The organism is Roseibium sp. (assembly GCF_048261595.1).
Classification (GTDB): Bacteria; Pseudomonadota; Alphaproteobacteria; order Rhizobiales; family Stappiaceae; genus Roseibium.
The window spans coordinates 353094-365756 of sequence record NZ_JBLXFW010000004.1 but is presented as its reverse complement, the minus strand read 5'-3'; the positions used below and the strand labels follow the sequence as shown (position 1 = coordinate 365756).

10 protein-coding genes are annotated in these 12663 nt (G+C 59.1%); 8 read left to right on the top strand and 2 right to left on the bottom strand.

Annotation, left to right across the window (positions count from 1 at the left end):
- Positions 1-10 precede the first annotated feature (10 nt).
- Both ACN0SY_RS15235 and ACN0SY_RS15230 read right to left on the bottom strand, forming a co-directional pair.
- Positions 11-901, bottom strand: coding sequence for a prephenate dehydratase (locus ACN0SY_RS15235; RefSeq protein ID WP_417688547.1), 891 nt, complete (start codon positions 899-901; stop codon positions 11-13).
- A gap of 48 nt (positions 902-949) precedes the next feature.
- Positions 950-1684, bottom strand: a complete 735-nt coding sequence (locus ACN0SY_RS15230) for a 3-deoxy-manno-octulosonate cytidylyltransferase (protein ID WP_417688545.1) — start codon at positions 1682-1684, stop codon at positions 950-952.
- A 197-nt stretch (positions 1685-1881) separates the two neighbouring features.
- Between ACN0SY_RS15230 and ACN0SY_RS15225 the strand changes: the two genes are divergently transcribed.
- The 8 genes from ACN0SY_RS15225 to ACN0SY_RS15190 all read left to right on the top strand — a co-directional run bounded on the left by ACN0SY_RS15225 (position 1882) and on the right by ACN0SY_RS15190 (position 12660).
- Positions 1882-2436: a c-type cytochrome gene (locus ACN0SY_RS15225; RefSeq protein WP_417688543.1), complete on the top strand. Its 555-nt coding sequence runs from the start codon at positions 1882-1884 to the stop codon at positions 2434-2436.
- A gap of 149 nt (positions 2437-2585) precedes the next feature.
- A complete protein-coding gene (locus ACN0SY_RS15220) occupies positions 2586-4040 on the top strand; it encodes a diguanylate cyclase domain-containing protein (protein WP_417688541.1) in 1455 nt (484 codons plus the stop codon).
- Positions 4041-4214: 174 nt separating this feature from the next.
- A complete protein-coding gene (locus ACN0SY_RS15215) occupies positions 4215-6095 on the top strand; it encodes an extracellular solute-binding protein (protein WP_417688539.1) in 1881 nt (626 codons plus the stop codon).
- Positions 6092-7966 (top strand): extracellular solute-binding protein, encoded by a 1875-nt coding sequence (locus ACN0SY_RS15210; protein ID WP_417688537.1) that lies wholly within the window; start codon positions 6092-6094, stop codon positions 7964-7966. Before ACN0SY_RS15215 ends, ACN0SY_RS15210 begins: the two co-directional genes overlap by 4 nt.
- A 30-nt stretch (positions 7967-7996) precedes the next feature.
- Positions 7997-9115: a microcin C ABC transporter permease YejB gene (locus ACN0SY_RS15205; protein ID WP_417688535.1), complete on the top strand. Its 1119-nt coding sequence runs from the start codon at positions 7997-7999 to the stop codon at positions 9113-9115.
- Positions 9116-9118: 3 nt separating this feature from the next.
- Positions 9119-10264: an ABC transporter permease gene (locus tag ACN0SY_RS15200; RefSeq protein ID WP_417688533.1), complete on the top strand. Its 1146-nt coding sequence runs from the start codon at positions 9119-9121 to the stop codon at positions 10262-10264.
- Positions 10265-10274: 10 nt separating this feature from the next.
- Entirely contained in the window at positions 10275-11915 is a 1641-nt protein-coding gene (locus tag ACN0SY_RS15195; RefSeq protein ID WP_417688531.1) for an ABC transporter ATP-binding protein, read from the top strand.
- The gene (locus tag ACN0SY_RS15190) at positions 11908-12660 is read left to right on the top strand and encodes a class I SAM-dependent methyltransferase (RefSeq protein WP_417688529.1); all 753 of its coding nucleotides are present in this window, start codon (positions 11908-11910) and stop codon (positions 12658-12660) included. The genes ACN0SY_RS15195 and ACN0SY_RS15190 overlap by 8 nt, the downstream gene beginning before the upstream one ends.
- Positions 12661-12663: the final 3 nt, after the last annotated feature.

Here is a 12663-nt window from a genome sequence, read left to right as displayed (position 1 = left end):
TCCTGGATTTTCAGATTTCGGGTGTCGGGCGCAGGGCCCGGTTGGCTTCGGGTTCGCGGATCTTCTCGCGGAAAGGGCTGGCGTTATAGACGCCGAGCATCTTGAGCTCGGCGCAATAGAAGCGCAGTTCCTCGAGGGCAAGGGTCACCGACGGATCTTCGGGGTGACCCTCGATGTCCGCATAGAACATGGAAGCGAAGAACTGGCCTTCAAGCTGGTAGGACTCCAGCTTCGTCATGTTGACGCCATTCGTCGCGAAACCGCCGAGAGCCTTGTAGAGTGCAGCCGGAACGTTTCGGACGCGGAAGATGAATGTCGTGATGATCGGTTGGCCGGAATTGGCTGCCTTGCGGTCGTCGCGGGACAGTATCAGGAAGCGCGTCGTGTTGTGGGCTGCGTCCTCCACGTCCTCACGCAGAATGTCCAGGCCATAGATATCTGCAGCCATGCGCGGGGCGAGTGCTGCTGCGCTCAGATCACCTCGCTCGGAGATCTGCCGTGCAGATCCGGCCGTGTCGGCCCCGACAACGGCGGTCAGTCCGAGTTCCCGGATCACGTTCCGGCACTGGCCGAGGGCCATGACGTGGCTCTGCACGGACTTCAGGCCACCGATTGTTGCCCCCTTGGGAGCCATCAACTGGAAGCGGATCGGCAGGAAATATTCGCCGATGATGTGCAGGCTCGACTTCGGCAGAAGGTGATGAATATCCGCGACGCGGCCGGCGACGGAGTTTTCGACGGGGATCATTCCCAGCTCGGCTTCGCCGCTTTCAAGTGCCGAAAAGCAGTCTTCAAAGGTCGCACAGGGGATGGCCTGGTAGTCCGGATAGGCGTCGTTGCAGGCCATATGGGAATTGGCCCCGATCTCCCCCTGGAAGACGATGGTTTTTCGGTCGGACATCGCTCTGATCTGATCCTTGGTCGATAGACGGTTATTTATTGCCTGGCGTTATAGCGCAGAAAAGGCTTTGCGTGCGCGCTCAAGATCTTCCGGAGTGTTGACGTCCATTGGTGCGCTTTCGATCAGCGAGACATCAATTCGCATTCCGTTTTCAAGGGCGCGCAGTTGTTCCAGCTTTTCCCGGATCTCGAGGGGAGACGGAGACAGCCTGACAAATCGGTCGAGCGCGGCCCGCCGGTAAGCATAGACCCCGATATGCTGATAAAGAGGTCCAACGCCAGACGGCGCCGTCGCACGGGTGAAATAGAGTGCGCGGAATACGGACGATCCGATCGGGGTGACGACGGTCTTCACGAAGCTGGGATCGTCCCGAAACTGTTCCTCGCGGATTTCTGTCATGATCGTGCCGATGTCGACGGAGGGATCCGACAATGGCGTGAAGGCTGCGCGAATCGCTTCCGGAGCGATCAGGGGCACGTCACCCTGCAAATTGAGGATGACATCATGCTTTCCGTCCGGATCAACCTTGCCGGCGGCCTCGTGAATGCGATCCGATCCGGATTCATGGTCAACGCGTGTCATGACGGCGTCGCCGCCGTTGTCACGTACCGCCTCTGCGATGTCTGGATGGTCGCAGGCGACCACAACCGGGCCGATATCGGCATTGCGAGCCTGTTCGAGAACCCGGACAATCATCGGTTTTCCGCAGATATCTGCCAACGGCTTGTCGGGCAGCCGGGTGGCTGCAAGACGGGAGGGAATGACGACAAGTGCGCTGGTCACAAGGGACTCCGGGTCGAAAATCAGGGGACGGACGATCGGTTTTTTGGGGCCGCGTCCGAATGTCGTATGCCGAGTTCTTTTATACCTATGGACAGCGGCGTCAAAAAATTTGTAGGTTCCGGCCAAATTGGGAAAGCTTAAGGGGTCCGTGACGCGAGTTTCGGACCCGGACGCGTATTAGCTTGGAGCCGGAGAGAATGGATTCCTTCACGCTGAACAAGGCCGCCGGTGCGGTTCTGACTGTGCTGCTTCTGACGATGGGTGTCGGTATCGTTTCCGATATCATCTTCCACCCGGCGATGCCGGAGAAGCCCGGTTACGAGATTGAAGTCGCCAGCGATGGCGGCGAAAGCGGCGCACCTGCTGCAGAAGCTGCTGCCGAGGAACCGATTGCTGTTCGTCTGGCATCTGCGAGTGCTGCCGACGGCGAAAAGGCCGCCAAGAAGTGCGCTGCCTGTCACTCGTTCGACCAAGGTGGAGCCAACAAGGTTGGCCCGGCTCTTTGGGACATTGTTGGCCGCAAGCCCGGTGCACATGAGGGTTTCGCCTATTCAACCGCAATGGTTGCGTTCGGCGAAGCGAACCCGGCCTGGACGTTTGAGGAACTCGATGGCTTCCTGACCAAGCCGAAAGACCACGTCCCGGGAACGTCCATGGGCTTCGCGGGTATCCGCAAGAGCGATGAGCGCGCCGATCTGATTGCCTACCTGCGTGAGCAGTCCGGAAGCCCTGTTCCGCTTCCTGCAGAGTAATTGATAAAATTACTTATATATACAGAGTAAATATGCATGGGCCGCACCCAAAAGTGCGGCCCATTTCTTTGGAATAAGGAATATTAATATATTCGCGTAATATTTGATGTTGGTGACTGAGGTGCAATCTTTAAGGGCGTTCGAAGTAAATGGGTTCACTGGCAAGGTATAGATCCGGGCTGTCTGGGCGTAACGGAACCTATGCGAGCGTGCTTGCCGCGTGCATCTGTCTTGCGATCGGACTGTTCGTCACGGACCGGATGTCGAAGCTCGTCGAAGAAGTCCTCGTTTCCAAGGAACAGCAAAATGCCACGGCCCGCCTTTCGGCGGCACGTGCCCAGATCGAGGGCCTGGTCGCAGAGACTGTTGCTCTGGGCGAAAGCGTAAGATCGTACACAGCGCTAAATCCGAATTTGCAACAAGCCGAGTTTGCAAAGATCGCGGCTGCCCTGAAGGATGCAAACTCCAGTATCATTGTCGTCGGCCTGGCGCCGGACAATATTCTTAAATTCATCTATCCCCTTGAACCCAATCGCAAGGCCATCGGTCTCAACTACCGCGAGAACGCACAGCAGTGGCCTTCGGTGGCAAAAGCCATCAACACCCGTTCGGCCGTGGTGAGCGGGCCGGTCAACCTTGTCCAGGGTGGCCGCGCACTGGTGATCCGCGTCCCCGTCTTCTTGCCCGACGAAACGGAAGAGACGATCGGGGCCGGGCCTTATTGGGGCGTCGCCACACTTGTCGTGGAAGAGCAGCAGATTGCTGAAGTTTCCGGTCTGACGGAATTGTCGGAAAAGTTTGAAATTGCAATCCTCAGTTCCGAAGACGCCAGCGGAAACACTGGCGTGATCTATGGCAGCAAGGATGTCCTCGACGAAGAAACGGTCGAAATGCCGATCGAGTTGATGGGTGGTGCAAGTTGGAAGCTTGTTGCTCGTCCGCGTGTCGGGTGGTTGCCAGGAAACCAGGAAGTATGGATGACCCGCACCGCTGGTGTCGGGATTTCCATGCTGTTTGCCCTGATGGCGTTTCTGATCGTGTACGAGGTCTGCAAGGTCTGGGGTATGGCACTGCATGACCCGATGACAGGACTTGCCAATCGCCGGCTGCTCGAAGACCGAATGCGTCAGCTTGCCTTGATGGCGAGCCGAAGCGGTGAGGGCTTTGAAATTTTCTATGTCGACCTGGACGGCTTCAAGCCTGTCAACGACAACTATGGCCACCAGGTCGGCGACCAGGTCCTGATTTGCGTCGGCAACCGGTTGCAGCAGCAAATCCGTAGCAGTGACACTCTTGCCCGGGTCGGCGGTGACGAGTTCATTGTCCTTGCAGCAGGAACCATGGATTCCGAGGAAAGACAGCAGTTTCTCCGGCGCCTCGAGGTTGCTTTGGCAGAACCTCTCAACGTTGCGGGTCACGAGATTGGAATGACCGCGAGTATCGGTGCAGCGAGCTTTCCGAGCGATGCCAAGACAACAGACGACCTGATCAGGTTGGCCGATGCGCGCATGTACGCTTCAAAGAAGCGACGGTCCTCTGCCGCCCGTGCGTCGGGGGAAGACGCCGTTTCGGCACAAGCTGCGGCGAGCGTTGGTTTCTACTAAGTTCGGTTCCCGAGTAGGGGTCGTGAACGGCTTCTGAACGGTTGATTGCGTTAAATTTCTGTCATCTGGCGTGATGACGGGTGACGTCTGGCGGCTCTGTCCCATAGTATCGAGTTCTGATTTGCCGCTTCGGTTGTGGCCGAAGTCTGTTTCTGGCCGGTTGGAGGTTGCTCGATGAAACGACGCAAGACGGGACAAGGGTTGCTGCGGATCGCATCCACAGGCGCATGGCTCGCTTTGTCTGCCTTGGCGGCCCAGTTCCCGGCGCTTGCCAGCGAGCCCGAGTGGCATCACGCCACCGCCTTGACCGGAACCCCGAAATACGCCGCTGATGCCGCACATTTCGACTACGTCAATCCGGATGCCCCCAAGGGGGGGCTGGTTCGCCTCTCGACCTCGGGTGGTTTTGACACCTTCAATTTCATCCTGCCCAAGGGCAATCCGGCGCCCGGCGTCGGGCTCGTCTACGAAAGCCTGATGGAAACGGCATTGGATGAGTTGAACATCAGTGCCGAATACGGGGTTCTTGCCGATGCTGTGCGCTATCCGGAGGATTTCTCCTGGGTGGAGTACCGCCTCAACCCGAAGGCACGCTGGCACGATGGCGAGCCGGTTACCCCTGCAGACGTAATCTGGTCGTTTGAAAAGGCCGTCGAACTCAGTCCGCGGCAGAAGTTCTACTATCAGAATGTGACCAGTGCGACCGAACGGCCGGACGGAGTTGTCCGGTTCGAATTCGACACGGCAAACAATCGGGAACTCCCGCACATTGTCGGTCAGCTGACCGTGATGCCGAAGCATTGGTGGGAGGGCACCAACGATAAGGGCGAAAAACGCGACATCGCCAGTGGACTTCAGGAAGCGCCGCTCGGCTCGGGACCGTACCGGGTCAAGGAGTTCACCTTCAACCGACGTGTCACCTACGAACGGGTGAAGGACTATTGGGGCAAGGATCTTCCGATCCGGGTAGGCACCAATAACTTTGACGAGATCCGCTACGATTCATATCGCGACAGCGCCGTCCTTCTGGAAGCCTTCAAGGGAGATCAGTACGACTGGCGGCTGGAAAACGTCGCCAAGAACTGGGCGACCGCCTATGACTTCCCTGCCGTGAAGCAGGGCAAGGTGATTGTCGAGACCTTTGAAGATCACGGCTCCGGCATCATGCAGGCGTTCGTTCCGAACTTGCGGCGCGACAAGTTCAAGGACGAGCGGGTCCGGCGGGCGCTGAACCTTGCTTTCGATTTCGAGACCACAAACCGGACGTCTTTCTTCGATCAGTACAAGCGAATTGCATCCTTCTTCGCGGGTACCGAGCTGGCCCACTCCGGCAAGCCGGAAGGCAAGGAGCTGGAAATTCTGGAGAGCGTCCGGGATCTCGTTCCCGCATCGGTCTTCGACGGCGGGTTCGAAAACCCTGTGGGCGGCGACCCCCAGAAGGTCCGGGGCAACTTGCGCGAAGCGCTCAGGCTGCTGACGGAGGCCGGCTACAAGCTTGATGGCCGAACATTGGTCAACGCGGCGACCGGGGAGCCTTTCACGATAGAGTTCATCGCCCAGGATCCGAGTGCCGAACGATACGTTCTGCCCTTTGCCAAGAACCTGAAGCTTATCGGCATCGATCTGACGATCCGGGTTCTCGACACGCCGCAATACGTCAACCGCATACGCAGCCGCGATTTCGACATGGCGACCCTGCTGTGGGGGCAGTCCCTCTCGCCCGGCAATGAGCAGCGGGATTACTGGGGTTCGGCATCGGCAGAGCTTGAACAGTCCTACAATTATGCCGGCATCAAGGATGCCGGAGTTGATGCGCTGATCGACAAGGTCATCTTCGCAAAGGATCGGGAGGAACTGGTGGCCGCGACGCGGGCACTCGATCGTGTCCTGATGGCGCACACTTTCGTGATCCCGCAGTGGTTCCTTGACGTCGATCGGACCGCTCGCTGGGACCGTTTCGGCCATCCGGACAATATTCCGGAATACAGCCATGGCTTCCCGACGATCTGGTGGTACGACACCGAACGGGCGGCAAAGACGGGAGTGGCTCAGTGACAGATACGCTCGACACCAGCCGCCGCCGTCTTCTGAAGCTAACCGGCGCTGCGGCAGTAGTTGCCGCATTGCCTGCGACCAGCCGCATGGCTTCGGCTGCTGAGGTTCGTCACGGATTGTCCGTTTTCGGAGATCTGAAATATCCGGCGGACTTTCCCCATTTCGACTACGTGGTGCCTGATGCACCGAAGGGAGGGCGTTTCGTCTTCCGCGTTCCCAGCTGGCGATACAACCAGAATCCCCAGACGTTCAACACGTTCAATTCCTTCATCCTGAAGGGAGATGCCCCGCCACGAATGGAGCTGTGTTTCGACAGCTTGATGGTGCGTGCTCTGGATGAGCCGGATGCGATGTACGGTCTTGTTGCAGAAAGCGTCGAGATTTCGGGAGACGGCAACACCTACACGTTCAACCTGCGTCCCGAGGCGCGATTTCATGATGGCTCGAAACTGACCGCGGAAGACGTCGCCTTCTCGGTGATCCTTTTGAAGGCCGACGGTCATCCGCAGATCAGTCAGACCCTTGGTGAGCTACTGGACGCTGAGGTCATAGACGAGCATCGGGTCGCCATACGCTTTACCGGCAACCAGACCCGTCAGCTGCCACTCGTCGTGGCCGAACTGCCGATCTTCTCGAAGCGCTACTACACGACCTACGACTTCAAGCAGACGACGCTGACACCTCCTCTTTCATCGGGTCCCTACAAGGTCGGCAAGCATGCCGTCGGCCGCTATGTCGAATACCATGCGGTTGCCGACTATTGGGCAAAAGACCTGCCGGTGGTGAAGGGGCACAACAACTTCGAGATCGTGCGGCTGGACTTCTTTCGCGAGTATCAGGTTGCATTCGAAGCCTTCAAGAAAGGCGAAGTTACCTTTCACGAAGAGTTCAGCTCCAAGACCTGGGCGACCGAATACAATTTCCCGGCGATTGATGAAGGCAAGGTCGTCCGGAAGGGATTTCCCGACAATCGGCCGTCCGGAGCCCAGGGCTGGTTCTTCAATACGCGCCTGAAGAAATTCTCCGATCCGCGCGTCCGCCGCGCCATCGGTTATGCCTTCGACTTCGAATGGTCGAACCAATCGCTTTTCTACGGCCTTTATTCCCGTACCCAGTCTTTCTTCCAGAATTCGGCGATGATGGCCGAGGGGATGCCCTCTCCTGAGGAACTGCCTCTGCTGGAGCCATACAGGGGGAAGGTTCCGGACGAGGTCTTCGGTGAACCCTATGTCCAGCCTGTTTCGGACGGATCCGGGTTCGATCGGAACCTGCTCCGGAAAGCTTCCGAGCTGCTCAAGGAAGCAGGCTTCGAACGCAAGGGCACCACGCTCCTGGATACCGACGGCGACCCGGTGACAATCGAGTTTCTGAGCAATACCACCGCGTTCGAACGGATTGTCCTACCCTACATCAAGAACCTGAACCGTCTGGGCATCGAGGCCAATTTCCGGGTCGTAGATCCCGCGCAATACCAGGCCCGGTTGAACGACTTCGACTTTGACGTCGCCGGTCGGCGCTTCTCCTTGTCGGCAACGCTGAGCGACACCGTGCGGCAGTATTGGGGATCTCTCGCAGCCGAAACCAAGGGCAGCTTCAATCTGTCCGGTATCGCCGATCCAGTGGTCGATGAACTGATCGAAAAGGCACTTGCTGCGGAAACCCGCGAAGAGATGACCATTGCAGCGCGGGCACTGGACCGGGTGCTGCGCAGCGGCCACTATTGGGTTCCCCAGTGGAGCAAGGGCACGCACACGGTGGCTATCTGGGACATGTTCGGCTATCCCGATGAACCGCCGCACTACGACTTCCCGGTCGAGACCACCTGGTGGGTCGACAAGGAGAAGGCCGAGAAGATCGGCATGGCAGGCTGAGCGGGCAACAAGAGGCCATAGAACGAGAAAATGGGCGCCTATATCCTTCGACGGCTGCTGCTGATGATCCCGACCCTGGTCGGCATCATGGCGATCAACTTCGTCATCATCCAGTTCGCTCCCGGCGGCCCGGTCGAGCGGGTCATTGCCCAGCTTTCCGGCACGGATGTCTCTGCGACAGCTCGCATCAGCGGTGGCGGATCGGACATGGGCGGCGGCATGGGCGAGGCCAGCGGCGGCGGTGCGGCGGGTGAAAGCGTTTCGTCAAAGTATCGCGGGGCGCAGGGGCTCGATCCGGAGTTCATCAAGGAGCTTGAAGCGCAATTCGGCTTCGACAAGCCGCCGCTCGAGCGCTTTCTCGGCATGCTGTGGGATTACGCCCGCTTCGATTTCGGCGAGAGCTATTTCCGCGATATTCGCATCATCGACCTGATCGCGGAAAAGATGCCGGTCTCTATCTCGCTCGGCATCTGGATGACGCTCATCTCCTATGCGGTTTCCATCCCCTTGGGGATCCGCAAGGCAGTGGCAGACGGATCGCGATTTGACGTCTGGACCTCCGGGGTCATCGTGGTCGCCTATGCGATTCCTGGCTTCCTCTTTGCGGTTCTGCTGATCGTGCTCTTCGCCGGTGGATCATTCCTCGATCTTTTCCCCTTGCGCGGGCTGACGTCGGAAGGCTGGGAGGCGATGTCCTGGCCGGCGCGAATTGCCGACTACTTCTGGCACCTTGCGCTGCCCCTGACGGCCATGGTTCTGTCGGCCTTCGCAACGACGACGTTGCTGACCAAGAATTCGTTCCTGGATGAAATCCGCAAGCAATACGTCGTCACTGCCCGTTCCAAGGGCCTCAGCGAGCGGCAGGTTCTCTACGGTCATGTCTTCCGCAATGCCATGCTGATCGTCGTTGCCGGATTCCCCGGGGCGTTCATCTCGTCGTTCTTCGCCGGATCGCTGCTGATAGAGACGATCTTCTCGCTCGACGGGCTTGGTCTGCTCGGCTTCGAATCCGTCATCAACCGCGACTATGCCGTGGTCTTCGCGACGCTCTACATCTTCTCGCTGATGGGCCTTCTGGTGAACCTCATTTCCGACCTCACCTACACCTGGATCGATCCGCGGATCGATTTCGAGACGCGGGAGGTCTGAGCGATGGATACCACTGTTCGCGACGCCGTGGATGCCGCGCCCGAAATTACCCGATCCAGACTGTCGCCGATCAATCAGCGGCGACTTGCCAACTTCAAGGCCAATCGCCGTGGCTTCTGGTCGCTCTGGCTGTTCCTCGTGCTGTTCGGGCTGTCGCTCCTCGCCGAGTTCCTGATCAATGATCGGCCTGTCATCGTCTCCTACAAGGGCGAAATCCTCGCGCCGGTCTTCGTCGACTACCCGGAAGAAAAATTTGGTGGCTTCCTCGCGGTCACCGACTATCGCGACCCGTTCATCCAGGAAGAGATCTCCGCCAATGGATGGATGCTGTGGCCGCTGGTCCGCTATTCCTATCGCACGGTCAACAACGAGATCCCGGTTCCCGCGCCAGCGCCTCCGTCCTGGACGCTTGATAAGGAAACCCGCTGCGTTCGCTACCCCCTTGGTGCAGATGACCCGAACTGCGTCATCGGCAACTGGAACTGGCTGGGCACCGACGACCAGGGACGCGATGTGCTCGCCCGTCTTGTCTATGGCTTCCGCATCTCGGTCCTGTTCGGCCTAGCCTTGACGCTTGCTTCGTCGGTCATCGGCATCGGCGCCGGTGCGGTTCAGGGGTACTACGGCGGCTGGGTTGATCTCATCTTCCAGCGCTTCATCGAGATCTGGACCGCGATCCCGACGCTCTACCTGATCCTGATTGTCTCCTCGGTTCTGATCCCGGGCTTCTGGACCCTGTTCACGATCCTGCTGGCCTTCTCCTGGGTCGCCCTCGTCGGCGTGGTTCGGGCGGAGTTCCTGCGCGGGCGGAACTTCGAATACATCGCCGCCGCCCGCGCGCTGGGCGTTTCCAACGGCACCATCATGTGGCGCCATCTGCTACCTAACGCCATGGTCGCGACCCTGACCTTCATGCCGTTCATCCTGAATGGGTCTATCTCGACCCTGACGGCGTTGGACTTCCTCGGCTTCGGCCTGCCGCCCGGGTCCGCCTCACTCGGTGAACTGCTGGCGCAGGGCAAGAACAACCTTCAGGCGCCGTGGCTCGGGATCACCGGCTTCTTCGTGATTTCGCTCATGCTCAGCCTGCTGATCTTCATCGGCGAGGCAGTCCGCGATGCCTTCGATCCGCGCAAGAGCTTTGCCTGAGGAGATGGACATGAGCACACAAGATAAGATGCCTCTCCTCAGCGTCGAAGACCTCTCCGTTGCCTTCGGGCAGGGCGGGCGGGAAACGCTTGCCGTCGACAAGGTGTCCTTCACGATCGCCAAGGGTGAAACCGTCGCCCTCGTCGGCGAGAGCGGATCCGGCAAGTCCGTATCGGCTCTCTCGGTGCTGAAGCTGCTGCCCTACCCGGCGGCCTCCCACCCTTCAGGCAAGGTGATCTTCAAGGGCGAGGACCTGCTCCACGCCGGCGAGAAGGCCATGCGCAAGGTACGCGGCAACGAGATCTCCATGATCTTCCAGGAGCCGATGACCTCGCTCAATCCGCTGCACACGGTGGAAAAGCAGATCGCGGAGATCCTCAAGATCCACCGTGGCATGAGCGACACCAAGGCACGCGAGCGCGTACTGGAACTGCTCACCCAGGTGGGTATTCGCGACCCGGAAACGAGGCTGAATTCCTATCCGCATCAGCTTTCCGGCGGTCAGCGCCAGCGTGTCATGATTGCCATGACCCTTGCCAATGAGCCGGATCTCCTGATTGCGGATGAGCCGACCACGGCGCTCGATGTGACGGTGCAGGCGCAGATCCTAAAGCTCTTGAAGGATCTGCAGGCGGCGCGCGGCATGGCGATGCTGTTCATCACCCATGACCTTGGCATCGTGCGCAAGTTCGCCGATCGCGTCTGTGTCATGACAGGCGGCAAGATCGTCGAGCAGGGCCCGGTGGCCGAGATTTTCGACAATCCGCAGCACGACTACACGAAGCATCTGTTGGCAGCCGAGCCGAAGGGAACGCCGCCGGTGCACGACGACAGCAAGCCCGTCGTCGTGCAGGCCGATGATCTGAAGGTCTGGTTCCCCATCAAGCGTGGCTTTCTGCGCCGGACCGTCGATCACGTTAAGGCCGTCGACGGCATCGATGTGACGGTTCGCGAGGGCCAGACTTTGGGCATCGTCGGCGAGAGTGGATCTGGCAAGACAACGCTCGGCCTGGCCATTCTGCGCATGATTTCCTCAACCGGACGGATCAGCTTCAAGGGACAGGAGATCCAGGAGCACTCCTGGAAGGACATGCGCCCGCTGCGCCGGGATATGCAGATCGTCTTCCAGGATCCGTTCGGCGCACTCAGCCCGCGCATGTCCGTGGCCGATATCGTTGGCGAAGGACTGCTGGTGCACGCGCCTGACCTGAGCGCAGTAGAGCGGGATCGAAAGGTCGCCAAGGCACTGGAGGAAGTGGGCCTCGATGCATCGACCCGTTTCCGCTATCCGCATGAGTTTTCAGGTGGCCAGCGCCAGCGCATCTCGATCGCCCGGGCCATGGTGCTTGAGCCGAAGTTCGTCATGCTCGACGAGCCGACCTCGGCCCTCGACATGAGCGTTCAGGCCCAGGTCGTCGACCTGCTTCGTGATCTTCAGAAGGCCCATGGTCTCGCCTACCTCTTCATTTCCCACGACCTGAAGGTCGTCCGCGCCCTGGCAAACGATGTCATCGTCATGCGTAACGGCAAGGTTGTTGAGGCCGGGGTCTCGGAGAAGGTCTTCGATCATCCGGAAACCGATTATACCAAGGCCCTCATGGCTGCTGCCTTCCGCCTCGAGACGGCTCCGGAAGGGGTGGTGAGTGAGTAGCAATGAAGACGGCCCGGTGGTTTCAGTTGATGAGCATTTCGTCCACCCGCGGCTTGCTGCCCTCTATGACATTACCAGTGGCTGGGGCGCCGATCGGGAATACTACGTTTCGCTAGCTGGACGGGCCGCAAAGGCCGTTCTCGAACTCGGGGCTGGAACAGGTCTTGTTGCCCGAAAACTGGCGGAGCTGGGGCACGATGTCGTGGCAGCAGACCCTTCACAAACGATGCTCGACGTCGGACGCGCTCAACGATTCGGAAACTTGGTCGAGTGGACGAATGCCCCCGCACAGGTGCTCGCTTTCGACCGCAAGTTCGATTTCATATTCATGACGGGCCATGCGTTTCAGGTGTTGTTGTCCGATCACGATATCTTGGCCACGTTTAATGCCGTTCGCGCGCATTTGGCTCCTGACGGAGTATTCGCATTTGAAAGCAGGAATCCGGCATTCGATTGGAAGTCTGCGTGGGACGACGAACGCGCATTCGAAGGTCGGGACGGGACTTTTGCAGTCCAAACGCTTTGGCGCGATTTCGACGGATCGGTTCTCGAGTTTGAACACATCTATCGGTTCGAGGACGAAACAATTTGCTCCGCCAGCAAACTCCGGTTCACGCACGCAGAGCATCTCCTGCGCTTGTCGGAGGCAGCTGGATTACAGCACTCTGCCATCTATGGAGATTGGGACGGATCTGCCTTTTCTCCCCGGGCACCGGAGATAATTTTGCAGGTTCGGCACAAGTGACCG